The organism is Chryseobacterium sp. Marseille-Q8038, assembly GCF_965111995.1.
The window spans coordinates 2551738-2577350 of record NZ_CBCOPN010000001.1; the positions used below are offsets into that span (position 1 = coordinate 2551738).

The 25613-nt window shown below is 38.1% G+C and carries 14 protein-coding genes, 1 tRNA gene and 3 rRNA genes; 5 read left to right on the forward strand and 13 right to left on the reverse strand.

Annotation, left to right across the window (positions count from 1 at the left end; all coding sequences use genetic code 11):
* Positions 1-161: 161 nt before the first annotated feature.
* From rrf to ACWPWS_RS11830, 4 genes are all read right to left on the reverse strand, one after another.
* Positions 162-269: ribosomal RNA gene (gene rrf / locus ACWPWS_RS11815) — 5S ribosomal RNA — on the reverse strand.
* Between the two features lie 144 nt (positions 270-413).
* A 23S ribosomal RNA gene (locus ACWPWS_RS11820) occupies positions 414-3141 on the reverse strand.
* 163 nt (positions 3142-3304) lie between these two features.
* Positions 3305-3378: transfer RNA gene (locus tag ACWPWS_RS11825), tRNA-Ile, on the reverse strand.
* 30 nt (positions 3379-3408) lie between these two features.
* Positions 3409-4793: ribosomal RNA gene (locus ACWPWS_RS11830) — 16S ribosomal RNA — on the reverse strand.
* Together the 16S, 23S and 5S rRNA genes with 1 tRNA gene alongside form the textbook arrangement of a ribosomal RNA operon.
* Positions 4794-6272: 1479 nt before the next feature.
* Here ACWPWS_RS11830 and ACWPWS_RS11835 point away from each other — a divergent pair.
* Positions 6273-9140, forward strand: a complete 2868-nt coding sequence (locus ACWPWS_RS11835) for a M16 family metallopeptidase (protein ID WP_454046624.1) — start codon at positions 6273-6275, stop codon at positions 9138-9140.
* Between the two features lie 91 nt (positions 9141-9231).
* On the opposite strand, the gene ACWPWS_RS11840 is transcribed toward ACWPWS_RS11835, so the two are convergent.
* From ACWPWS_RS11840 to ACWPWS_RS11850, 3 genes are all read right to left on the reverse strand, one after another.
* Positions 9232-10308: a GNAT family N-acetyltransferase gene (locus ACWPWS_RS11840; RefSeq protein WP_454046625.1), complete on the reverse strand. Its 1077-nt coding sequence runs from the start codon at positions 10306-10308 to the stop codon at positions 9232-9234.
* Positions 10305-11303, reverse strand: a complete 999-nt coding sequence (locus ACWPWS_RS11845) for a polysaccharide deacetylase family protein (RefSeq protein WP_454046626.1) — start codon at positions 11301-11303, stop codon at positions 10305-10307. The genes ACWPWS_RS11840 and ACWPWS_RS11845 overlap by 4 nt, the downstream gene beginning before the upstream one ends.
* Positions 11304-11375: 72 nt before the next feature.
* The gene (locus ACWPWS_RS11850) at positions 11376-13514 is read right to left on the reverse strand and encodes a S46 family peptidase (RefSeq protein WP_454046627.1); all 2139 of its coding nucleotides are present in this window, start codon (positions 13512-13514) and stop codon (positions 11376-11378) included.
* 332 nt (positions 13515-13846) lie between these two features.
* On the opposite strand from ACWPWS_RS11850, the gene ACWPWS_RS11855 reads away from it, so the two are divergent.
* Positions 13847-14332, forward strand: coding sequence for a copper resistance protein NlpE (locus ACWPWS_RS11855; protein WP_228421840.1), 486 nt, complete (start codon positions 13847-13849; stop codon positions 14330-14332).
* 41 nt (positions 14333-14373) lie between these two features.
* On the opposite strand, the gene ACWPWS_RS11860 is transcribed toward ACWPWS_RS11855, so the two are convergent.
* On the reverse strand, positions 14374-15021 hold the full coding sequence (locus ACWPWS_RS11860; protein WP_454046628.1) for an MgtC/SapB family protein: 648 nt from the start codon (positions 15019-15021) through the stop codon (positions 14374-14376).
* A gap of 201 nt (positions 15022-15222) precedes the next feature.
* Between ACWPWS_RS11860 and ACWPWS_RS11865 the strand changes: the two genes are divergently transcribed.
* The 3 genes from ACWPWS_RS11865 to ACWPWS_RS11875 all read left to right on the forward strand — a co-directional run bounded on the left by ACWPWS_RS11865 (position 15223) and on the right by ACWPWS_RS11875 (position 17088).
* Positions 15223-15807, forward strand: coding sequence for a hypothetical protein (locus ACWPWS_RS11865; protein ID WP_454046629.1), 585 nt, complete (start codon positions 15223-15225; stop codon positions 15805-15807).
* A gap of 15 nt (positions 15808-15822) precedes the next feature.
* Positions 15823-16221, forward strand: a complete 399-nt coding sequence (locus ACWPWS_RS11870; protein WP_209785741.1) for an immunity 22 family protein — start codon at positions 15823-15825, stop codon at positions 16219-16221.
* Positions 16222-16353: 132 nt separating this feature from the next.
* Entirely contained in the window at positions 16354-17088 is a 735-nt protein-coding gene (locus ACWPWS_RS11875) for a protein phosphatase 2C domain-containing protein (protein WP_454046630.1), read from the forward strand.
* Between the two features lie 92 nt (positions 17089-17180).
* On the opposite strand, the gene polA is transcribed toward ACWPWS_RS11875, so the two are convergent.
* From polA to ACWPWS_RS11900, 5 genes are all read right to left on the reverse strand, one after another.
* A complete protein-coding gene (polA, locus tag ACWPWS_RS11880) occupies positions 17181-20015 on the reverse strand; it encodes a DNA polymerase I (RefSeq protein WP_454046631.1) in 2835 nt (944 codons plus the stop codon).
* Positions 20016-20260: 245 nt separating this feature from the next.
* Positions 20261-20674 carry a type VI secretion system tube protein TssD gene (gene tssD / locus ACWPWS_RS11885; protein WP_105684425.1) on the reverse strand — a complete coding sequence of 138 codons (414 nt, stop codon included), beginning with the start codon at positions 20672-20674 and terminating at the stop codon, positions 20261-20263.
* 534 nt (positions 20675-21208) lie between these two features.
* The gene (gene tssD / locus ACWPWS_RS11890; RefSeq protein WP_105684426.1) at positions 21209-21622 is read right to left on the reverse strand and encodes a type VI secretion system tube protein TssD; all 414 of its coding nucleotides are present in this window, start codon (positions 21620-21622) and stop codon (positions 21209-21211) included.
* 345 nt (positions 21623-21967) lie between these two features.
* Complete coding sequence (locus tag ACWPWS_RS11895) at positions 21968-22831, reverse strand: lytic transglycosylase domain-containing protein (RefSeq protein ID WP_454046632.1); 864 nt, start codon at positions 22829-22831, stop codon at positions 21968-21970.
* A gap of 65 nt (positions 22832-22896) precedes the next feature.
* The gene (locus ACWPWS_RS11900; protein ID WP_309513414.1) at positions 22897-25395 is read right to left on the reverse strand and encodes an ATP-dependent Clp protease ATP-binding subunit; all 2499 of its coding nucleotides are present in this window, start codon (positions 25393-25395) and stop codon (positions 22897-22899) included.
* Positions 25396-25613 lie beyond the last annotated feature (218 nt).

Consider the following 25613-nt stretch of genomic DNA (forward strand, 5'->3'; position numbering starts at 1 on the left):
TAATGATGGCATACGTTAGATATTACTCATTGCTGATTGCTTATTACTCATTATTGATGTTGGTTGGGTGTTTAGGTTTGGAGCTGGTAGCTATGGGTATAGTATAAAGCAAAAAAAAAATCCTTTATCATCAGATAAAGGATTTTTAAAAATAAAATAAAAACTGGCGGCGGCCTACTCTCCCGCGTTAGCAGTACCATCGGCGCTGGTGGGCTTAACTTCTGTGTTCGGAATGGGAACAGGTGAGCCCCACCGCTAAAACCACCCTAAAGGTTGTATATAAGATGTCAGATGTAAGACAGCAGATGTCAGACGAATTTGTCTGAGATCTGAGATCTAATCTCTGATATCTGTTTTATCGATAAAAACTTTCACAAAGAGGTAACCTTGCTGCACTTCCGTGCGCCATATCAGGCTATAAATCTACGGGTAATTAGTACTACTTGGCTATGACATTACTGTCTTTACTATAGCCTATCAACGTCGTCATCTCCAACGACCCTTAAAAGATGTCTCATCTTGAGGCGAGTTTCGCACTTATATGCTTTCAGTGCTTATCTCTTCCAAACGTAGCTACTCAGCAGTGCACCTGGCGGTACAACTGATACACCAGAGGTTTGTTCAATTCGGTCCTCTCGTACTAGAATCAAGCCCTCTCAAACATCTAACGCCCGCAATAGATAGAGACCGAACTGTCTCACGACGTTCTGAACCCAGCTCGCGTGCCACTTTAATGGGCGAACAGCCCAACCCTTGGGACCTTCTCCAGCCCCAGGATGTGACGAGCCGACATCGAGGTGCCGAACCTCCCCGTCGATGTGAGCTCTTGGGGGAGACTAGCCTGTTATCCCCGGAGTACCTTTTATCCTATGAGCGATGGCCCTTCCATACGGAACCACCGGATCACTATGTCCTGCTTTCGCACCTGATCGACTTGTAGGTCTCACAGTCAAGCACCCTTATGCCATTACACTCTACGCACGGTTACCAAGCGTGCTGAGGGTACCTTTGAAAGCCTCCGTTACTCTTTTGGAGGCGACCACCCCAGTCAAACTACCCACCACGCAATGTCCTTCTAAAAGAAGTTAGGCTCCAAGTAAGTAAAGGGTGGTATTTCAACGTTGGCTCCACAAACACTAGCGTGCCTGCTTCAAAGCCTCCCACCTATCCTACACATTACTTACTCAAAGTCAATACGAAGTTATAGTAAAGGTTCACAGGGTCTTTTCGTCCCATTGCGGGTAATCGGCATCTTCACCGATACTACAATTTCACAGAGCTCATGGTTGAGACAGTGCCCAGATCGTTACACCATTCGTGCAGGTCGGAACTTACCCGACAAGGAATTTCGCTACCTTAGGACCGTTATAGTTACGGCCGCCGTTTACTGGGGCTTCAGTCAATGCCTTCGGTTTAACCCTAAGCACCTTCCTTAACCTTCCAGCACCGGGCAGGTGTCAGACCCTATACGCATCTTTCGATTTTGCAGAGTCCTGTGTTTTTGATAAACAGTCGCCTGGGCCTCTTTACTGCGGCCACCATTGCTGATGGCGTCTCTTCTCCCGAAGTTACGAGACTATTTTGCCTAGTTCCTTAACCATGATTCACTCTAGCACCTTAGGATTCTCTCCTCGACTACCTGTGTCGGTTTTGGTACGGGTTGCTTCACTTCGGCTTTTCTTGGAAGCACTTTCCCTACAGCAGCTTCGCCCGAAGGCTAGGCCTTGACTATTCCGTCAGTCTCCAGTAAGTACGGCACTCCGTCCCCTTTTTAGTGTGAGCAAGTATGGGAATATTAACCCATTGTCCATCCACTACCCCTTTCGGGTTCGCGTTAGGTCCCGACTAACCCTCAGCTGATTAGCATGGCTGAGGAAACCTTAGTCTTTCGGTGAGCGGGTTTCTCGCCCGCTTTATCGTTACTTATGCCTACATTTTCTTTTCTATCCGCTCCACAATAAGAATGCTCTCCTACCAGATGTATCTAAAATACAAATCCATAGCTTCGGTAATATGTTTATGCCCGATTATTATCCATGCCGGACCGCTCGACTAGTGAGCTGTTACGCACTCTTTAAATGAATGGCTGCTTCCAAGCCAACATCCTAGCTGTCAATGCAGTCCAACCGCGTTGCTTCAACTTAACATATATTTTGGGACCTTAGCTGTTGGTCTGGGTTCTTTCCCTCTCGGACATGGACCTTAGCACCCATGCCCTCACTGCCGTAGAACATTTATTAGCATTCGGAGTTTGTCAGGAATTGGTAGGCGATGAAACCCCCGCATCCAATCAGTAGCTCTACCTCTAATAAACTTATATACGACGCTGCACCTAAATGCATTTCGGAGAGTACGAGCTATCTCCCAGTTTGATTGGCCTTTCACCCCTACCCACAGGTCATCCGAAGACTTTTCAACGTCAACCGGTTCGGTCCTCCACTCTGTGTTACCAGAGCTTCAACCTGCCCATGGGTAGATCACAAGGTTTCGCGTCTAATCCTACTAACTATACGCCCTATTCAGACTCGCTTTCGCTCCGGCTCCGGTACTTAATACCTTAACCTCGCTAGTAAAATTAACTCGTAGGCTCATTATGCAAAAGGCACGCCGTCACACCATATAGGTGCTCCGACCGCTTGTAGGCGTACGGTTTCAGGTTCTATTTCACCCTTCTATTCGAAGTGCTTTTCACCTTTCCTTCACAGTACTTGTTCACTATCGGTCTTTCAGGAGTATTTAGCCTTGGAGGATGGTCCCCCCATATTCAGACAGGATTTCACGTGTCCCGCCCTACTCATTTATCATCTTAATATGCCTTTCGAGTACAGGATTATCACCTTCTACGATTGTTCTTTCCAGAACATTCCTCTAAACATATAAAGACTTTTGGGCTAATCCGCTTTCGCTCGCCACTACTTACGGAATCTCTTCGATTTCTTTTCCTCCGGGTACTTAGATGTTTCAGTTCTCCGGGTTTGCTCCTCCTAAGAGGTGACTGGTCTTCAACCAGCCGGGTTGCCCCATTCGGACATCTGCGGATCAATTCGTGTGTGCCAATCCCCGCAGCTTTTCGCAGCTTACCACGTCCTTCGTCGCCTCTGAAAGCCTAGGCATCCGCCATACGCCCTTAACGATTTCTTTCCTAATATTTAAATTAGTTCAGTATTTTTTGATAAACTCTCGTCTATCGATATTTTTATAAACTCGGCACTCGAAAGTGCTCGGTTATCTCTTTGTGATGTCTTTACCGTTAATGTCAATAATCTAAAATCTATAATTTATAATCTATAATCCCTTCAATTAGTAGTCTCGGGCAGGCTCGAACTGCCGACCTCTACATTATCAGTGTAGCGCTCTAACCAGCTGAGCTACGAGACTTCATTATTAATTTTAAATTTTAAATTGAAAATTTTAAATGATTCTTAAATCTAAAATCTATAATTTATAATCTAAAATGCGCGATTACTAGCGATTCCAGCTTCATAGAGTCGAGTTGCAGACTCCAATCCGAACTGAGACCAGCTTTCGAGATTTGCATCACATCGCTGTGTAGCTGCCCTCTGTACTGGCCATTGTATTACGTGTGTGGCCCAAGGCGTAAGGGCCGTGATGATTTGACGTCATCCCCACCTTCCTCTCTACTTGCGTAGGCAGTCTCACTAGAGTCCCCAACTTAATGATGGCAACTAGTGACAGGGGTTGCGCTCGTTGCAGGACTTAACCTAACACCTCACGGCACGAGCTGACGACAACCATGCAGCACCTTGAAAAATGTCCGAAGAAAAGTCTATTTCTAAACCTGTCATTTCCCATTTAAGCCTTGGTAAGGTTCCTCGCGTATCATCGAATTAAACCACATAATCCACCGCTTGTGCGGGCCCCCGTCAATTCCTTTGAGTTTCATTCTTGCGAACGTACTCCCCAGGTGGCTAACTTATCACTTTCGCTTAGTCTCTGAAGCTTGCGCTCCAAAAACGAGTTAGCATCGTTTACGGCGTGGACTACCAGGGTATCTAATCCTGTTCGCTCCCCACGCTTTCGTCCATCAGCGTCAGTTGTTGCTTAGTAACCTGCCTTCGCAATTGGTGTTCTAAGTAATATCTATGCATTTCACCGCTACACTACTTATTCCAGCTACTTCAATAACACTCAAGACCTGCAGTATCAATGGCAGTTTCACAGTTAAGCTGTGAGATTTCACCACTGACTTACAGATCCGCCTACGGACCCTTTAAACCCAATAAATCCGGATAACGCTTGCACCCTCCGTATTACCGCGGCTGCTGGCACGGAGTTAGCCGGTGCTTATTCGTATAGTACCTTCAGCTTCCCACACGTGGAAAGGTTTATCCCTATACAAAAGAAGTTTACAACCCATAGGGCCGTCGTCCTTCACGCGGGATGGCTGGATCAGGCTCTCACCCATTGTCCAATATTCCTCACTGCTGCCTCCCGTAGGAGTCTGGTCCGTGTCTCAGTACCAGTGTGGGGGATCACCCTCTCAGGCCCCCTAAAGATCGCAGACTTGGTGAGCCGTTACCTCACCAACTATCTAATCTTGCGCGTGCCCATCTCTATCCACCGGAGTTTTCAATTTTAAATGATGCCATTCAAAATGTTATGGGGTATTAATCTTCCTTTCGAAAGGCTATCCCCCAGATAAAGGCAGGTTGCACACGTGTTCCGCACCCGTACGCCGCTCTCAAGATCCCGAAAGATCTCTACCGCTCGGCTTGCATGTGTTAGGCCTCCCGCTAGCGTTCATCCTGAGCCAGGATCAAACTCTCCATTGTATGTTTGTCTGACTCACTCAAAGTTTTTTAACGCTTTAGTTTTTCCTTACTTGGTTGTTATATTGTATGTCAATGATCTTTATATCTTTCGCTTTTCAACGAAGCAATCTCTCTGTCAGTGTCGCTCCGTATTTGCGAGTGCAAAAGTAAAACTTTATTTCTTAATGACCAAATGTTTTGAAAGAAAATTTTAAAGTTTTTTAAGTAACCTTAATCTCTCCTAAACCCTCAATCATTCTACTCCTGCGCTCCCTGTAATTGGGACTGCAAAGATACAAACTCTTTTTAAACCTGCAACTCTTTTTAATAAAAAAATTAAAGTTTTTTGTTTGTCTCTTTTTGAAGTATCATATTGTTTCTGCTTAGCTAAAAGCTCTTCTGCGCTACTGAGCTACTCTCGTTTTTCAGTGGGGCAAAGATAACAACTTATTGTAACGCAAAACAACTTTATTTAACATAAATGTCATATCCACGTAATATTTGAACATAAGCCACTGATACAAAGTGAGAAAAATTTTAAACATTTGTTTGGGATTCCCAGTGGGAGGGTTTGAGGGTGGGAGAATTTGAGGGTTTGAGCGTGAAAGGGGGAATCATGAGTAATGGGTAATGAGTAATGAGTAATGAGTAATGAGTAATGAGTAATGAGTAATGAAAGATATATATTCTATATATTATATTACATATAGGATAAGTATAAAGGATAAGTTTTGGCTAAAGCCATAGGAAAAGGAATATTTTTAATAAAACGGACTCTCTTTGTCTACACTCAGGATTATAGCCCGTTTCTATTGAATATGGTTGTAGAGTGAATAGGTATTGGTTGGGATGCGTGGTGTTTTTTTTCCCACAGATGGCACGGATTTGCACAGAGGATGATGGATATAATATAGGTATACAAAAAAGTGGATAATGAAAACGGGATAAAGCATGTTCTTATAATATATAAATACTGCTGATGATAATATAGAATATGGATAGTAATAATATGAAGCCTGAAAAACCAAAACTCAAATATTAAAAAACAGAACTCGAAACACGTAACTCAAGACCCAAACTCCGAATTCATCATTCATCATTCATCATTCATCATTCATCATTCATCATTTATAATTTATAATTCACTCCCCTCTTCTTCCCTAGCCCTGATAGAAATGGTTACCCCGCAGCTTGTGTTGGAGAGTGGATGGGTCTGAGCGTGGGACAACAGCAAAGGCGCGAGGAGTAGAAATGGATAGCAGGAAATAGCTCCTGAAAAAATAAATGCCCATTTTCTATAGACAGTCATAAATAATAAAGGCGGTACATTATATAATATATAAGAGGAAACGGCATTAGTAAAAACTGTTTGTGCCTCATGATTCACCTTTTCAACTGTAACAATAGATGTAATAATGATAAAAAAGAGTCAACACTTTTTTTTGATTCCTTACATTTGTAGTGCATTCCGGTTTCTAAGGAATGAAATGAGTTTTATATATGACAGACAGACAACATAAGGAAACGGTACATACGGATAAAAACCAATACGAATATATTACGGTAACACATGACGAAAATAACGTCAGAATCTATACTTTGAAAAATGGATTAAAGGTTTTTCTTGCTCAAAATTTTGATGCTCCAAGGATACAGACCTTCATTCCCGTAAGGACAGGAAGTAATAATGATCCGGCTGATAATACAGGGCTGGCTCATTATCTAGAGCATATGATGTTTAAAGGAACTTCTCGTATTGGAACTCAGAACTGGGAAAAGGAAAAGGAACTCCTCGACCAGATCTCAGCATTGTATGAAGAGCATAAAGCAGAACAGGATTCTGAAAAGAAAAAGGAAATCTATAAAAAGATTGATGAAGTTTCTCAGGAAGCCAGTCAATACGCCATTGCCAATGAATATGACAAAGCGATTTCTTCTCTGGGAGCAAGTGGAACCAATGCCCACACCTGGTTTGATGAAACGGTATACAAAAATAATATTCCGAACAACGAACTTGAAAAATGGCTGAAAATAGAAAAGGAAAGGTTTTCTGAAATTGTACTTCGTCTTTTCCATACCGAGCTGGAATCCGTATATGAGGAGTTCAACAGGGCGCAGGACAATGATACAAGGCTTGTGAATTCCGAACTGATGGATGCTCTTTTTCCTACTCATCCTAATGGACAGCAAACGACACTGGGAAGGCCGGAGCATTTGAAAAATCCTTCAATGAAGGCTATTCACAAATATTTCGATGAATATTATGTTCCTAATAATTATGCCATGGTATTGGTTGGGGATCTTGATTTTGATAAGACCATTCAGTTAATTGATCACTATTTCGGTACATTACCTTATAAGGAACTTCCTAAGAAGACACCAATTATTGAACAGCCCATTACAAAAGTTGTAACAAGAACAGTGAAAAGCCCTACTACTCCACGCACTCAGCTGGCATGGAGAACAGAAAGCTATGGAACAAGAGAAGCTATGCTGGCGGATGTTATAGCGAATATACTCAGCAACAGAGGGGAAGCCGGATTACTGGATCTGCATATTAATCAGACTCAGAAAATGCTTTGGGCCCAGGCTTTTTCTGTGGGATTAAGACAGTATGGATATTTTTCCATCGTTGCTGTTCCTAAGGAAACACAAACCCTGGAGGAAGCAAAGAACATGGTACTGGACGAAATTGAACTGATCAAGAAAGGAGATTTCCCGGACTGGATGCTTCCCGCCATCATTAATGATTTCAAACTTCAGAGAATGAAAGGCCTTGAAACGGCTGAAGGTCTTGCTACCACACTCTATGATTCTTATATAAAAGGAAGAACCTGGGAAGAAGAATTGAATGAAATGGATGAGTATGCTTCTTTCACTAAAGATGATATTGTGAATTTTGCCCATGATTTTTTCAAAGAAAACTATGTGGTTATCAATAAAGAAAAAGGGGTAAATGACAAATTAATCAGGGTTGACAACCCGGGAATCACTCCTGTTAAAATCAATCGTGATACACAATCTGAGTTTTTAAAAGATATTTTAGCAGATAAAACTGAGGATATTAAACCTGAGTTTATCGATTATCAAAAAGAAATCATCACGGATCAGCGTAACGGAAAGAAACTAAGCTTTGTAAAGAATAAGTATAACGATATTGCTCAGCTGCATTTTATTTTTCCTTTGGGAAGTGATAACGACAGGGATCTAGGAATTTCCACTCAGCTTCTGCAGTATTTGGGAACAGATACCCATTCACCGGAAGATTTAAAAAAGGAATTTTTCAAAATCGGAATCAGCAATGATTTTAAAACAACAAACAACCAGCTGATTATATCTCTAAGCGGACTGGAAGAAAATATAGAAAAAGGAATTGCTCTTTTACAGCATTGGATGCAGGATGTAAAACCTGATCAGGAAATCTACAATCAGTTTGTGGGTACCGTACTGGAAAACCGCCAGGCGATCAAGAAAGATAAAAACCGTATTATAACTGCTTTAAACAATTACACGAAACTGGGCAGCAACTCACGTTTTACAGATGTCATTTCCAGGGAAGAGCTTGAAAGCAGCAATTCTGAAGTATTCACAGACAGAATGAAAAAGCTTTTCAAATATCCTTATCAGGTATTTTTCTACGGTAAAAATTTTGAAAACTTCAAAGAATATATCGGCCAGTATATAGAAACTGACAGCCTTCAGATACCTGAAGCCAAGCAGTATCCGGAACCTGCAACAGGAGGAAATGTTAATTTCATCAACTATGATATGGTTCAGATGGAAATGAGCAAGATTGGTAAAGGAAACGAAGTGAACCCACTTCATTTTGGAAAGATCAATGTTTTCAATGAATATTTTGGAAGAGGATTATCTTCAATTGTTTTCCAGGAGATGCGTGAAAGTAAAAGTCTTGCCTACTCGGCCTATGTTTCTTACGCCGCCAACTCTGAGCTGAAGCACCCTGACTATGTAACCACTTATATCGGAACACAGCCTGACAAACTAATGATTGCAGTGGATACCCTGAACGAACTGATGAACGAACTTCCCGAAGTTCCTATTCAGTTTGAGAATGCCAAAAATGCTGCGCTTAAGCAGATTGCATCAACAAGGGTTACCCGAAATAATATATTTTTTAATACCTTAAGACTGCAGAAGCTCAATATTCATCATGATTTCAGAAAGAATATTTATGAACAGATCCAGAGCCTGGAGTTTGAAGGTATCAAACAGTTTTATCAGACAGAAGTCCAATCCATACATTTTAATACAGCCATTATCGGTAAAAAAGAGAATCTTGATATGGAAGCTGTCAATAAAATGGGAACATTTAAAGAAGTAAGCCTGAAAGATATTTTCGGACATTAAAAAACAAACCGCCTGATAGTGTTATCAGGCGGTTTGTTTTTAAATGATAATTGATCAATGATAATTCATCATTTATAATTTTATAATTTAATTACGTCATCATACAATCTCCGTCTCCATCCTGATAGTTTGGGTTAAAATTATCGGGAAGTAATTCCAGAAGATTTTTATGAAACAGATACTCTCTTGTGAAATCACGTTCGTAGATAGGGGAAAACCCTTTTGAATGTTGTATTTCCTTGTTCAAAGCGGTTTGATAAGAGGTAAAGCCTTTCACTTTGTGGGTAACAATAAAGTAATTCAGAAACCGGACAACCTCATCTGCATCACCATTCGTGAAAAAGTAAGGGATTTTAAGATATCCATCACGAAGCTGCAACAAGAGACAGGCTTTAATTTTCTGATCCTGATCAAAAATTTTAATCCAGAAATATCTAAATGTACCAGCAAAACTGGAAAAAAGGTATTTTTCATCTTTTTCACCCTCCAAAACCCAGGGATTATCTATAAAGGCATTAATTTCATCAGCATTCCGCTGGCCAGAAAATCCATTGATAAAATCAGCACTTTCTTTGTCGATCCTATCCTGAACTTCATATTTGAAGTTGGGTTTTGGTACTGTAAAATTCTTTATTGAAATCAATCCATTGGCTGTGACATCCAGAATTTTAAAAAGAGGTTTCAACGGTTTTGTTCCCGGTTTCTTTTCAGGAATCATTTTAGCAGCATCTGTTCTGAAGTAATAACGCTTTCCTTCTTTGGGGAAAATGTATTCAAAAACACCCATTATATTGTAAAGCGCTTCTGCTTCTTTGGTAAATTCTGTTATGGCAATTCTCCCTTCATATTCTTCAAAAACTTTTTTAAGCAATGCTTTTGCCGGTCTTTTTTTTCTGTACTCGGGGTTTGCATACAGCGTACTGAGCCACGCATATCGGATTTCTTTTCCATCAATAATAAAACAATCCGGAAAACAGCCTACATAACCGATGAGTTTTTCTTCATAAAAAGCAAGAATGAGAAGTGTATCTTCGTCTGATGCTTTTGGATTCTGAATATGAGACAGTGCACGATGCCTTGTAATGGGAAGAAAATCATATTGCTGAAAATCTCCGGTTGATATAAAATCTTCCAGTTCTTTTCTGTTGTATGTTTTCAGGGTTATCATTTTCTTATAATCATGTTTTTATTGATGAGCTTTTTCAGTCGGAAATAAGCCATTTCCTTTTTTAATATCTGTGCTCCGCTCTCTCCCATTTCCATTGGAATTCTCTGGAAATTTCTTTTTATACTGTCTAATTTTATCCCAGCACATCCAAAGCTGCAGTAGATTTCCTCATTTTTATAGAGCTCATCAAAAAAGTCTTTCCTAACTTCAAAATCGGTAAACGGAAATGCAAAACTTTCGTACAGGAAGCCATTTTCTTTTAAATAAGCAAAAGTCTTATCCGTTGTTTCCATCTGTTCTTTCAGAGATAAATCTCCATATTTCGGATGATCCCAGCTGTGCGAAGAAATTCCGAAGCCTTTACGCGTAAGTTCTTTTAATTCTGCTGTGGTTAAATAAGGCTTATATTCTTGGGAATAGGTTTTAAAATCTATTTCAAATTTTTCTGCAAGCTCATCCAGAATATCTTTTTCCTGATAATTGATTGTTAAAATTTTCTTTTGTAAAATGCTCCTGTCTGCGTTTTTCAGCGATAAGATAGAATAAATTTCAGGATCTATGGTTTTTATTTTTTCAGCAGCATCCGCAAGCAGGCTCGCTTTGCACCTGAACATCATCTCTTTATTGTCTATGAAAGCAGGATTGATAAAATTACAGGCATAAATTCCCTTACGCTCCAACACAGGAACCGCTACATCATAAAACTCTCTGAACCCATCATCAAAGGTGAGCAAAGCAACTTTTTTCGCAGGTTTAAAGTTTCCAGCTTTATATTCCTTGAATTCCTGCCAGTTTACAAACTGAAAATTTTTTTCCATATGATCCAGATCTTCTTCAAACTGTCTGGTATTCTTATAGCGGATCACATGTTTTAAATGAGGAAGTTCTTTATCGGAAACACTGTGATAAAGCGGCAGACAATAATCCAGCGGAAAAGATTTTCCGATATTTTCAGATTCGAAGGCTGCCAGTACATTGATGATCCTGTCTTTCATCTTATTTAAAATAAAAAAGAATCTATTTAAAACTCGGTTTAAATAGATTCTTAAAGATATAACTTTTAAAAATTATTTTATAATCTTCATTTCATCAACAAGCCACTTTGAGTCAGCGAACTTTTCGATGATGAAAAGAATATATTTCGTGTCTACCATGATGTTTCTGCTGAAACGAGGATCATAGTTGATATCACTCATTGTTCCTTCCCACTGTCTGTCGAAATTCAATCCAACAAGGTTTCCGTTGGCATCAAGAGCAGGGCTTCCTGAGTTTCCTCCGGTTGTGTGGTTGGTAGCAGTAAATCCTACAGGAACATCACCTGTTTTATCTTTATAGATTCCGAAATCTTTTTTGTTGTAAAGATCAATCAGTTTCTTTGGAACATCAAATTCATAATCTCCTGGAACATATTTTTCCATTACTCCGGCAAGGTGAGTCTGGTATCCGTAAGAAACCGCATCTCTAGGAGTAGAACCTTTCACTTTACCATAAGTTACACGAAGCGTAGAGTTGGCATCCGGGAAGAACTTTCTGTCTTTATCCGTCTGCATCTGCTGTGCCATGAACTTCTTCTGTAAAGCATCAATTTTTGCCTGAAGTGAAGTATACTGTGGATCAGCAGTTTTCATATAGGTTTCTCTCATAGAAACATACAGCTGATAAATAGGATCTTTCTTTAGCGTTTTGATCAGTTTATCCTGATTAGAAAATGCTTTCTCAATATCTGCAGTCAATGCGCCTCCGTTTACCGCATTTCTTCCTGTGATAATAGAGTTTTTAGACATATCTTCTACTACTGGAATATTAGCATTCTCATCTTTATATTTATTGAATCCTGCCGGTAAAAACTGTGGTGCAGTTTTATTAACGTATAAAGCCAATAACTTTGCGGTTACTTTAGCATCTAGCTCTGCACTGTAATCCTTATAGAAAGAAGTTAATTTTGATTTTAACTTTGAAAGTTCCTTTTCATCCATTCTTCCGGCTTCTACAGAAGCCACGAAATCATAATAATCACCGGCAAGTTTCAAAGTCTCTGCATTTCTGATTACTTCTGTATAGTAAGCATTGTTTAATGCATAAGGAGCCTGATCATTATAAAGCTTATTCAACTGATCCAAAGTAGTCTTTATCTCCGGGTTTTTAGCCACCAAAGAACCTTCGTACATTACTTTCTTTTCTACAGCATTGGATTTTTTCAATCCTTCTACTTCACCAATCCACTTTTTCCAGTAGTTGGCTACTGAAGCATATTTTGAAGCATATTTAATACGTGTTTCATTGTCAGCACGCATCTTTTCGTCCAATGTTTTCAACGCAACATCACGTACCGCAATTCTTGCAGGATCAATATCCTTCATGATTTTCTCAACACCTACTGCAGGAAGATATTCTGTAGTTCTTCCCGGGAATCCGAATACAAAAGTAAAATCGTTCTCGTTTTTATCTTTTATAGAAACCGGTAAGTAATGTTTTGGAACGTAAGGTACATTGTCTTTTGAATATTCTGCAGGTCGGTTATTCTTATCTGCATAGATTCTGAACATAGAGAAATCTCCGGTGTGTCTAGGCCAAACCCAGTTGTCTGTATCACTCCCGAATTTCCCGATGCTTTGAGGCGGAGCTCCTACAAGACGGATATCTTTATAAGTTTCGATGGTATACGCATAGTATTTGTTTCCGTAATACATAGGTTTTACCATGATCGACTGGTAAGATTCAATTTTCTGAGAGTTTTTGTACACCTCAATATTGTTGTTGATCTTTTTAGTCAGCTCAGGTTCTGTAAGATTATCTGTTCCTTCTAAAATATGATCAGTAACTTCTTTTATATCTACAATAAAATCCACTTTTACTCCCGGATTAGGAAGCTCTCCATCTGTATTTTTTGCCCAGAATCCGTTCGAAAGAAGGTCATTCTGAACTGTAGAATGTGCCTGAATCTGACCGAAACCACAGTGATGGTTGGTTAAAAGCAGCCCTTTAGGCGAAATAATTTCTGCAGTACATCCGCCGTTAAACTGTACTACCGCATCCTTAATGCTTGGCTTCTGAGGATTGAAAATATCTTTTGCAGAAATTTTCATTCCTAAATCCTTCATTTCCTTTTCATTCAGCTCTGTAGGAATCCACATTCCTCCATATTGTTGCGCAAATGCCATTGCAGCCGGCAAAAGAAATACAGATAAAAGTATCTTTTTTGTCATAATCAAAATTTTGCCCCAATTTACGAAGAAAAATAAGAATAGGCTTTATAAAACGGGCGGAAAAGTTGTTAAGAGTAGGTTTTTGTAAAATGTAAAAAGTAAAATGTATTAATGAAGAGAAAGCAGAAAATTCATTTAATGTATAAAATAAACCCGAACCGCATACTGACAACTATCAACCAGCAACATTCAACATTCAACATTCAACATTCAACATTCAACATTAAACTTTAAACATTAAACATTAAACATTAAACTCCCGCCTCCCTCTGGCTTAATTTTTGTTTATTGGAAGTAACTTTATTATTAAAAACATACTTAAATTACTTATTATGATGAAAAGCAAAATGCTTATGTTGGGAATGGTATCAACGCTATTCTTAGCTTCATGTACTAAAAAAGAAACCACTGAAACAACGGCCAACACAGATTCTGCAACAGCAGTTCAGCCTGTAGCCGCAGACAGCATTACCAAAGCAACGCCTACAGCAGCGGGTGACACCTCTGAAAATGCACTGGACTGGGCCGGTACTTATGAAGCAACTGTTCCATGTGCTGACTGTCCGGGAATCAAGACTTCTTTAACATTGAACAATGATAAAACATTCAGCATTACCGAAGAATATCTTGACAGAAATTCAAAGAACCAGGATAAAGGTACTTTTGCATGGGATGCTACAGGAAGTATGATTACGTTAAAAGGAAAATCAGCCAATTATAAATATAAGGTTGGAGAGAATATGCTGATCCAGCTGGATATGGAAGGAAAAGAGATTGATGGTCCCAACAAGGATCTTTACATCTTCAAGAAAAAATAAAAATAAAGGCTCAGGCCTTTATTTTTTTGCATATACCTCATCTAAAACTGATAGGCGGTAATCTTCGGATCATCTACCAACCGTTTGGTTAATCCTTCATGATGAGTGTTTTTTCCTGTAATCCTCCAGATCACTGTAAAACCTTCCTGTGAATACTGCTGTCTGATCATCTGAAATTTTAAATGATTTTCCTTAAAGATATTTTCGCAATATTTAATATCCCCTGAGCTGGAGACTGCTATTTTGTATTCTCTTACTTTATTATAATTATCAATAAAATTCTGCAAATAAGTCAAAGCACTTAAAATGATTAATACTAAAGCCGTTCCTAGCATGGCAATATAGACATATCCGGACCCTACAGCCATTCCTATAGAAGCTGTGGCCCAAATGGTTGTTGCGGTAGTAATTCCTTCAATTTTATTATCTCCTTTAAAAATAACGCCTGCTCCCAGAAAACCTATTCCCGTAATGATATTGGCTGCAAGACGATCGGGATTGGCAACCCCTATTTTTATAGAAAGTATCGTAAACAGGCAGGCACCAAAGCACACCAGAATAAAAGTTCTGAGACCTGCAGATTTATTACGGTATTCACGTTCAGCACCAATGAACAGCCCTAAAATAACAGAAATAAGGATAAGCAGCAATTCATTTTTAATAGCATAATGATCCTGAAGAAAATCCATTTTTTTAAATTTAAACTGAGAATAAATTTACAATAAAATACCATTAAGGAACTATTTTTGCTGCGCAGATTTTGTGTTGTCACCTCAAAAAATTTATTTCACGAAAAAACTTTTGTAATATTACATTTTAATAGTAACCCTTCTCTTATATAAAAGAATTACCAAAGACAATCAACAAAGAGACGGTAATAGAAATACCCTATGAAAAACCTTATTTTCGCCTTGTTTACGATGCTATCCGGAATGACATTTTTCCAAGCTCAAAAAGTGTTTAATGAAAACTATTCTTTTAAAAGCGATGTATCAACGGTGGCTTTTGTACCTATTATCAACAATTTTGAAGACAATGATGTCATTACAAAGAAAATTTTAAAGGATACTCTTCAATTAAAATTTAATGATGTAGCGGTTTTACGCGCTAATATGGATGCAAAAGTGATGGATATTTTAAAGAAAGTCGCTGAGAAAGATTATAAATCTAAAGAAGTAAAGATGTTTCCCGGTCTTACCACTATTATCAGTACTGAGGAAATGAATTATATTAAAGAAAAATTCGGCAGTGCGGATTTACTGCTGCTTCCGGTTGTGTTCAATGTTAACCAATCTATGGGAATGACTTTTGGAAATTCATTATTTAGGCTCTATGATCTTAATAACGGGGATTTTATTCAGCAGTTTTCAGAAAAAATCAATGTTAATATAGGAGATGCCGCAGGTTTCGCTATCATGACCGGGATGCTTATCAGTGGTGAAAAATCCCACCTGCTAAAAAATATCAAAAAATAATACTTATATAAAATTATGGATAAAGAAATTTCACACTTCTGGTTAGGATATTTTAAAAATGAAGAAGATTTTTATGCTTTTGTAGAAGAGGATGAAAATTATTATATAGAAGAAGAGAGTGACGATCAGTATGTTTCCAAATTCGCGGAATCACAGAATATCAAGTGGTTTGACGATGACTTTATAGAATATGGTTTTGAGGATGAAAGCCTTAGTCTTTATGACAAATTTGCAGAATATTCTTATGCTGATCAATGGCTTCCGATTCTGGAAAACAAACTGAATGAACTCAGTCTGGATACTCCTATAAATGCGATCATTTTTGCTACAAGATTTGTTATTCCCAATCCTGTTTCTGTAGAAAATGACGATTTTGCACTGCATTATGTGGGGGAATTAGAATATGACATCTAAATAATAGAGAGAAACGGATATACAAGCACTGGCAACAAATGATTTATGAAATCACTTGTTGCCATTTTTATAATATAACCAGCATGGAAATAATAAGGGATTTCTTGGAAAAATAGGAGTAATTTAGCACCAATGAATTTATATTCTACACTACAAATAGGAGATTATCATATTAATCACTGTGAAGATGATTTCCTCATCAAAAAAATCGGTTCAGATAAAATTGTATGTGCCATAATGGATGGTTGTTCTACTGCTATGGATAGTCATTTTGCTTCAACACTTATTGGGAAAATTCTACGTAAAGTCATTATTGAAGCTGGATACAAAGCATTATATAAAAAAGACAGCCAAGATAGTCTGGAAGAGGAACTCAGAGAAATCATAAGAGGATTATTCAAAGAACTTCTATTTGTTAAAAATCATCTGATGCTGGATGAAAAAGAGCTATTGACTACTCTTACTATCTTACTTTACGACAACACAACAGACAATGGAATTGTTTTAACAATTGGTGATGGAGTTGTTTGTATCAATGGAAGTATTACAGAATTTGACCGTAATAATAAACCTGATTATTTGGCTTATCATCTTCATGAAAATTTTGAAGATTGGTATTCTGCTCAGTCTCAGAAAATATTTTTTGATCATTTGGAGGATGTTTCAATTGCGACTGATGGTATTTTAAGCTTTTCAAAAATTAAAAAGACAGACTCCGATGAAGTTATCAACTTTATGGAATATTTAATGATTGATCAGAAAAATAATGAAACGGAAGATATGCTCAACAGAAAACTTAAACAGCTGGAACATCAGTATGGGGTAAAGCCAACAGATGATTTGGCTATCATTAGAATGATAAAATAAAGCTATTCTAACAATCCGATTGACATAAAAAAACAAAAACTTCCGCCCAAAAGACGGAAATTTTTTATTTAAGGTTTGATTTACAGTATTAATTAATGAGCTTCCAGCCAGTTATCTCCTACTCCAATTTCTACCAATAGCGGAACCTGTGTTTTTAAGGCATTTTCCATTTCAGTTTTGATCAGTTTTGACGCTGATTCAATCTCATCCACCGGAGATTCGAATATCAATTCGTCATGTACCTGAAGCAGCATTTTTGTTTTTAGCTGTTGTTCTTCAAGTTCCCTGTCTATTTTAATCATGGCAAGCTTTACAACATCTGCGGCACTTCCCTGAACCGGAGCATTTACAGCATTTCTTTCAGCATGACCTCTTACCACAAAGTTGTTGGAATTGATATCTTTCAAATGACGTTTTCTTCCTAAAATAGTTTCTACATAGCCTAACTGACGAGCTTTGTTCACCTGTTCTGCCATGTATTCCTTCAGCTTTGGATAAGTTTCGAAATAAGCTTCAATCATCTGCTTGGCTTCTGTACGCGATAATCCGGTTTGTTCTGCCAGCGCAAAAGCTCCCTGTCCATAAATAATCCCAAAGTTTACGGTTTTAGCCTGACTTCTCTGGGTTTTGGAGACTTCTTCCAACGGAATTTTAAAGAGTTTCGCAGCCGTAGAAGCGTGAATATCTTCTCCATTCTGGAAAGCTTTGATCATATTGTCCTCTCCTGAAATTTCAGCAATCAAACGAAGTTCGATCTGAGAGTAATCGGCAGAAATAATTTTCTTTCCTTCTCCTGAAACAAAGGCTCCACGAATCTGCTGTCCTCTCACCGTTCGGATCGGAATATTCTGCAGGTTCGGGTTTACACTCGCCAAACGGCCTGTAGCAGCAGTAGTTTGTGAGAAATTGGTATGTACTCTGTTATCTTTTTTCTCAATCTGTGAAGGCAAAGCGTCTACATAGGTTGATTTCAGTTTCTGATACGTTCTGTATTCCAGAATATATTTGATGATCTCATGTTTTGAAGATAACTTTTGAAGAACATCTTCTGAGGTTGCATATTGTCCGGTTTTTGTTTTCTTAGCTTTTGGATCCAGCTGTAATTTTTCAAACAGAATCTCTCCCAGCTGTTTAGGCGAATTCATATTGAATTCTTCTTCTGAAAGTTCAAAAATCTTCCCTTCCAGTTGTTTCAGATCATTTTCAAGGTCAACACTTTCCTGTGCCAGCCATTTTTCATCCAGAGAAATTCCTGCCAGTTCCATTTTTGCCAGCACTTCCATCAGAGGCATTTCAATATTATAGAAAAGCTCTTCCAGGTTTTCTTTTTTCAGTTGTGGTGCAAAAAGCTCATACAACTGGAACGTTACGTCAGCATCTTCTGCGGCATAATCCGTCTGCGTTCTTACATCTGCATCTCTGAAGCTGCCTTGTTTTTTACCTTTTTTCCCAATGATCGTTTCAATAGATACCGGTTTGTAGTTCAGGTATACTTCTGAAAGGTAATCCATGCCATGTCTTCCATCCGGATTCAGCAGATAATGGGCAATCATGGTATCAAACATAGCCCCTTTAACGGTGATGTCGTATTGTTGTAAAACTTTATAATCGTATTTAAGATTATGAGCAATTTTCAACAGGTCTTCTTTTTCAAAAAATGGTCTGAAAATCTCCAAAGTCTGTAAAACCTCTTCTCTGTTTTCAGAGAGAGGAATGTAATAGGCAAGTCCTTTTTTATAGGAGAAACTCATTCCTACCAATTCAGCTTCCAGTTCGTTTAATGAAGTGGTTTCCGTATCAAAGCAAACAACTTTCTGCTGCAGCAGGTTATCTACCAGTTTTTTCTGAGCTTTTGGATTATCTATAAACTGATAAAGATGATCGTTCTGTTCAATGGTAGATTTTGTGGAAGTAGCCTGTTCCAGTTCTTCGAAATTGGCAAAAAGATCAAGTTGCATAACCTGTCCTTTCAATTCTGTTCCTGCCGGAGTCTGCTTCACTTCCACTTCACTCACCACTACGGTTTCTGTAGCAGCCGGAGCAAAGGCTCTGTAAAGGTTCTCATATAGTCTTCTGAATTCTATTTCATCAAAGACTTCTTTTACTTTTTCAAAATCCGGAGTTTCCAGGTCATATTGTTCCTGATGGAATTCTACGGGAGCATCACAGATAATGGTAGCCAGTTTTTTAGATAAAATACCACGTTCTGCGGAAGCTTCTACCTTTTCTTTCAGTTTTCCTTTCAGTTTATCTGTGTTCGCCAGCAAAGTTTCGATATTTCCGAATTCTTTCAGGAATTTCATCGCCGTTTTCTCTCCTACTCCTTCCAGTCCCGGGATATTATCCGAAGAGTCACCCATCATAGCCAGGAAATCAATAACCTGCTTAGGATCTTCAATTTCATATTTAGCTTTTATCTCTTCAACACCAAGTATTTGGATTTCTCCACCTTTATAACCAGGCTTATAAATTTTAATATTATCTGTAACCAGTTGTCCAAAATCTTTATCTGGAGTTACCATAAATACAGTATATCCTTCTTTTTCAGCCTTGCATGCAATAGTTCCGATGACATCATCAGCTTCATATCCTTCAACTCCCAAACGTGGAACATGCATCGCTTCTAAAATTCGATGAATATATGGAACACCAATCTTGATAGCTTCAGGAGTTTCACTTCTGTTGGCCTTATAGTCTGCGTAATCGTTTGTTCGAACACTTGCCTGTCCTACATCAAAAACAACAGCTAAATGCGTTGGCTTTTCTTTTCTGATCAATTCAATCAATGAATTCATAAAACCAAAAATAGCAGTGGTTTCAATTCCTGAATTTGTAAATCGCTGGCTTTTATACATTGCGTGATAACCACGAAAGATCATCGCATAGGCATCGATGAGAAACAGCCTTTTATCTTGTGTTGCGTCCATATTTTGAATAATGAACAAATATAAGAAAATAGGAGTAAAAACTGGAAGTCTGCGGAAGGGTTTCGGGGGGGGGTGAATTTCATGAGCTGGGATATGGGATGTAGAGTATGATGATGAATAGTCAATTCGCTTCGCTTGTGAATTTTTTCTAAACTATTTGTTTATAAATGTTTTCAATGAATGATAAAAACAAAAAACAGCATACCGATGGTATACTGTTCCTTTTTTTATTTAAGTTGATTGGATTATTTACCTGAAGAAGGCCATAGTCCTGCGTACTGAGAAGTACCGTAGTCGATAGTCTCAGCACTGATTACGAAACTGATCAGCATACTGTTGCTGTCTATTGCATCGAAATCTACTTCGTGCTGGATTACATATCCATTCTCCCATTTCAAATTAATTAATGTTCCTTCTTCGTGAGATTTGTTGAAAGTGATTTCTCCTACTGTTGGCTTGTACTTACCGTTTAACAAGCTTTCAAGGATGTCTGACTTTTCAGTAGCTTCTACTGTAACCTTGATCAATGCGTTAGAAGGATCTGATGCTACACGTCCTGATACGTCTGTAGATCTTGATACACTGTAGTTCATTTTTAACAGTTTCTGTCCTTCACCGTTGTTGAATTTTAAGATTCCTCTTGAATTTCTTTCTGCCATGATTGTAAATTTTAATCGTTAGTAATAAATTGTAATTCAATAATTATATAACAAAGATAAAGCCCTTGGTTTTGAAAAAAAAGCAATTGAAGGAAAATCTGAAAAAGTGTCGTAATTATACGATTTGGTGTAGTAGTTCTACGATTTCATGTCGTAATTCTACGACATTAGATTTAAATAAAAACACAACCCTCTATAAATAAATATTTTAAAAGCCGTTAAAAATCATCAATCATCTATATATTATTACACCATGAAGAGAAATAAAACGGACTGATTTTACTTATTTAGATAAAAAAAGACCTTTTGAAGGTCTGGTTATTTTTGTTATTTTCCGGTTGTTCTGAATGGAGTCATTTTATCATTTCTCAATTTTAGAAAGAGATTAAACAATTGATGAATCCCTTATACACTTGTCATTTTCTTTTTGGAAAATGGTTTCTGAAATTCTTTTAAACAAAAAAACAGAACAGTATACTCGGAAGAGTGTACTGTTCTGTACCAATTTTATTTTTACTAAGATGATGAATAGGCTTATTTACCTGCTGAAGGCCATAGCCCCGCGTACTGAGAAGTACCGTAGTCAATCGTTTCAGCACTGATGACGAAGCTTACCAGCATACTGTTGCTGTCTATTGCATCGAAATCTACTTCGTGCTGGATCACATATCCATTCTCCCATTTCAAATTAATTAATGTTCCTTCTTCATGAGATTTGTTGAAAGTGATTTCTCCTACTGTTGGCTTGTATTTACCATTTAACAAGCTTTCAAGGATGTCTGATTTTTCAGTAGCTTCTACTGTAACTTTGATCAGTGCGTTAGAAGGGTCTGATGCTACACGTCCTGAAACGTCTGTAGATCTTGAAACGCTGTAATTCATTTTTAACAGCTTCTGTCCTTCTCCGTTGTTGAATTTTAAGATTCCTCTTGAATTTCTTTCGGCCATGATTGTAAATTTTGATCGTTAATATTTTGTGATTCGGTGATTGTGTTAGCAAATATAGACGCTCTTTTCTGCTAAAAAAAGCTTTTGAAGGGAAATCTGAAAATTTGTAGTAATTCTACGATTTCTTGTAGTAATTCTACGACAAAGGATTTAACGAACTCAGTCGAAATACCATCAGCACAGGGTTTTAACTGATTGAAAATTAACAACAAAAACAATAATTTTACACCTCAGTGAGAAATATTAAGATTTCTTTAATATAAAGTTAGGATAGCCTTAACAGATTTCTATCATAAAAAAAGCAACCAGTGACACTGATTGCTTTTTATTTTATCTGACATTATTTTACTGTTTGGTCTTTCCTCCTTCTTTTATGGAACGAACCAGTATTTTATTTTTTCTCAGCAGAAAATCGGGCATAAGATCGATGGGAAGATAGAAAGCACTTTCTCCTTTTCTCTGGAGTTCTTCTACAATTCCCGGATTCCAGGCAAGAATTTTCTCTACGTCTACATTTAATTCAGCAGCCACAATGTTCAGATTGAATCCGGCATTGATCTCTGTTTCTGAAAGCGCTGCAGCAGTCTCTTTTCGGTCTCCCTCAAAGAAAATCTTATTGATTCTCGACGAATTATAGTTATTCAATACACTTTGAAGTTCTCCCGTAGCATAGCATGCATTCAGGTATTTTTTCACATGATTAATGGTTTCTCCGGGAAGGTATTTATAAAACTCATGGTACTGCGAGGAACCTGCAGTTTCCATTGCTTTGGCAATATTTCCTTCACCACAGTTATAAGCAGCTACTACTGTCACCCAGTTGTTATACTTTTTATAAAGATTACTCAAAGAAATAGCGGCTGTTTTGGTACTTTTATAAAGATCGGTACGGCCTTGTTCTGTAAGCCCATACTGATTGGCATGTGCCGTCATAAACTGCCAGACTCCTACAGCTCCGGCTCCTGAGGTAATATTTCTGTCAAAATGGGACTCAATCAGAGCCAGGTTTCTCAAATGCTTGGGAAGCCCTTTCTGAAGAAGTAACTGTTCAATAAATTCTACCAGATCTTTATTGGCATTAATGATACCTTTATACTTTTTCACACTGCTTTCCGAAGTATCGGAAGCGGCAAGAAACTGTCCGTTTACAAAAACAACAGTTCCCAATAATAGTAAACCTGTAAAGATATTTCTGACAATCGTTTTCATTTTAATTTTATTTATAAGCAAAAAAGGCAAAACGCGGTTAGCAGATCTGCCTTCTTACTTTATACTTAATCTACTTTCCAGCTTAATTTTTCTTCTTCATTATTCCAATCTACATGAATGGTCTGTCCGGATTTTACTTCTTCTCTAACAATCATTTTGGAGATTGGCCTGGCAAGCTGTGCACGGATGACTCCTGAGATCTGTCTTGCTCCATATTTGCTGCTGAATCCTCCCAATGCAAGATTTCTTACGGCATCATCAGTAATTTTTAAAGCAATTCCTAATCTCGTTAATGAAGTATGAAGTGATTTCAACTGAATATTAAAGATTCTTTCTGCAATAGATTCTGTGATTGGTGCGAAAGGAATAATCTCTGTAATTCTTGCCAAAAACTCAGGTCTGAATCGTCCGGAGTTTGACATAATCTGCATCAGTGAAGATGATTCCGGAATTTTTCCTTCTTCAAACTGTTTTACAATTTCTTCACTTCCGATATTGGAGGTAAACAGAATCAGGGCATTACTGAAATCTCCTTCTTTCCCTAATTTGTCATGAACTTTTCCTTCGTCCATAATCTGAAGGAATACGTCAAAAACAGAATGGTGGGCTTTTTCAATTTCATCAAATAATACAACGGTATAAGGCTGTTGTCTGATTTTGTTCACCAGCATACCACCTTCCTCATATCCTACATATCCCGGAGGCGCTCCATATAATAACGCTGCGGAATGTTCTTCTTTAAATTCCGACATATCAAAGCGTACCATTGCCTTTTCATCATTGAAAAGCAGTTCCGCCATAGATTTTGCAAGCTCTGTTTTACCGGTTCCGGTAGGTCCCAGAAGGAAGAAAGACCCGATTGGCTGTCCTGGTTTATTCAATCCGCTTCGGTTTTCCACGATAGCATCAGAAAGGATTTTTAATGCATGATCCTGTCCTACCACTCTGTTCAGTAGAAGGGATTCCATATTCAGGAGTTTTTCTTTTTCCTGAGCCTGGATCTTCCCGATTGGGATATTGGTTTTAGCGGCCATTACTGCAGCCAGTTCCAGCCTGTCTACTTTTTCTCTTTTTTTGGCGGCATGCTGTAGAAGCTCAGCATACGTATCTTCAATGATTTTCTGAATCTGATCTACCGGCATAGAGTTGTCAATCGCAGGCTGCTCACTCAAAGAACCCCATAGGATTGGGCTTATTTTGTCTCTTAGTAAGTTATAAGTCCAGATCAGTTCATCCGCTTTATCTTTGCTGTCTGCATATTCTTCTGTTAAAATAGCATCATAGCTTTCTTTCCAGCTGTTAAGTTCTTTTTCTGAAAGTTCATCAAGCATTTTAATGGCTGCCATTGTTCTGTCTAACAAGTCAATAGCTGCATCCGGCAATTTTTTGCCTTTTGCATATCTTTTTGCCAGACGTACACATTCGGGAATAGCTGTTTTTTCGACTTCAATACCATGATGTTTTTTATAGCCATCAAGAAGTACGTCAATCATTTTTACGCAAGTCTTTTCATCCGGTTCGTGAACGGTTAACACTTCAAAACGACGGTTGAAAGCCTGTTCCGGCTCTATAATTTTTCTGTATTCTTCCTGAGTAGTTGCTCCAATTACGGTAATTTCCCCTCTGGCAAGCTCAGGTTTCAGAAGATTGGCAACGTTTCCGATGCTTCCTTTCGGATCTAAAAGGGTATGAATTTCGTCAATGAAAAGAATAGCTTTTTCTATTTTTTTACATTCATTGATAACTTTTTTCAGACGGTCTTCAATTTCACCTTTATAAGAAGTTCCTGCTAACAGGGCACCAGTGTCCAGTTCTAAAAGGGTACCGTTTTTAAGCATTTCAGGAACATTTCCTTTGATAATTTCAGTAGCAAAACCTTCTACCAAAGCAGTTTTCCCTACTCCAGGCTCTCCAATGATGATCACATTCGGTTTGCTTCTTCGGCAAAGTATTTCCACCAGCATTCTCAATTCTTTATCTCTGCCGATGATATTTTCGATTTCTCCTTTTCTGGCCTGTGCTGTTCTGTCTACACAGTAGCTTTTAATGGAAGGAAATGAAGAGTCTGAATAGTCTGATGTACCATTTGAAAATAATGATGAAAAATCTCCGTCTTCTGAAACGGCAAATGGTGTATCTTTTCTGTACAGATTGAAAATTTCATGTTCTCTCAGCGGAAGTGATTTCAGCTGCTGAAGTGAAAATACCACCTGTGGTTTTACAATTGCGGTAAGAATACAGATAGGAGTAATCTCATCCAATCCTAATTTTAAACGGATATCATCTGCTTCTTCTATAAGGGTGTCTATAGCATCATCCTGACCTACTTCATCCGGCAGGTGATTGGTTTTAGGATATTCTTCAATACGGACATCAGCCCATTCATAGAAATAGCCGGGATCTTTATCTATACTTTTCAGGAATTCATTAAGTCCGATATCTTTATGCATTAATGCCTGCAGGATGTGTGGCCCTCCATAAGTTCCATTATAATTTTCCTTCGCTATCGACTGAGCAATATGAAATAGTTGCTTTACGGTTTCGTTGGTTACTAGTACTCCCATTTATAATTTTCTTATATTAATATATTTGCGTTCTGTTTTAGTGTTCTTCAGATTTGATGGTATTGATCTGTATTTCTCATCCCTTTTATCAGGAGGTCAAAAGTTGTTCTTTTTATGCAGCTAAAATTAAAAATTTTATTCTAAACGAGATAAAGATAGTTAATTCTTCAATTAGAGAAGTAATAACCGTATTTTTTTGTCTCCAGAGACAGTTCCGA

What these genes read in the sequence shown, in the direction of transcription:
- ACWPWS_RS11900 (WP_309513414.1), bottom strand. Translation starts at nt 25,395, where the DNA reads ATGGGAGTACTAGTAACCAACGAAACCGTAAAGCAACTATTTCATATT.
- ACWPWS_RS11835 (WP_454046624.1), top strand. Translation starts at nt 6,273, where the DNA reads ATGACAGACAGACAACATAAGGAAACGGTACATACGGATAAAAACCAA.
- ACWPWS_RS11875 (WP_454046630.1), top strand. Translation starts at nt 16,354, where the DNA reads ATGAATTTATATTCTACACTACAAATAGGAGATTATCATATTAATCAC.
- ACWPWS_RS11855 (WP_228421840.1), top strand. Translation starts at nt 13,847, where the DNA reads ATGATGAAAAGCAAAATGCTTATGTTGGGAATGGTATCAACGCTATTC.
- polA (WP_454046631.1), bottom strand. Translation starts at nt 20,015, where the DNA reads ATGGACGCAACACAAGATAAAAGGCTGTTTCTCATCGATGCCTATGCG.
- ACWPWS_RS11870 (WP_209785741.1), top strand. Translation starts at nt 15,823, where the DNA reads ATGGATAAAGAAATTTCACACTTCTGGTTAGGATATTTTAAAAATGAA.
- tssD (WP_105684426.1), bottom strand. Translation starts at nt 21,622, where the DNA reads ATGGCCGAAAGAAATTCAAGAGGAATCTTAAAATTCAACAACGGAGAA.
- ACWPWS_RS11860 (WP_454046628.1), bottom strand. Translation starts at nt 15,021, where the DNA reads ATGGATTTTCTTCAGGATCATTATGCTATTAAAAATGAATTGCTGCTT.
- ACWPWS_RS11850 (WP_454046627.1), bottom strand. Translation starts at nt 13,514, where the DNA reads ATGACAAAAAAGATACTTTTATCTGTATTTCTTTTGCCGGCTGCAATG.
- ACWPWS_RS11895 (WP_454046632.1), bottom strand. Translation starts at nt 22,831, where the DNA reads ATGAAAACGATTGTCAGAAATATCTTTACAGGTTTACTATTATTGGGA.
- ACWPWS_RS11845 (WP_454046626.1), bottom strand. Translation starts at nt 11,303, where the DNA reads ATGAAAGACAGGATCATCAATGTACTGGCAGCCTTCGAATCTGAAAAT.
- ACWPWS_RS11865 (WP_454046629.1), top strand. Translation starts at nt 15,223, where the DNA reads ATGAAAAACCTTATTTTCGCCTTGTTTACGATGCTATCCGGAATGACA.
- ACWPWS_RS11840 (WP_454046625.1), bottom strand. Translation starts at nt 10,308, where the DNA reads ATGATAACCCTGAAAACATACAACAGAAAAGAACTGGAAGATTTTATA.
- tssD (WP_105684425.1), bottom strand. Translation starts at nt 20,674, where the DNA reads ATGGCAGAAAGAAATTCAAGAGGAATCTTAAAATTCAACAACGGTGAA.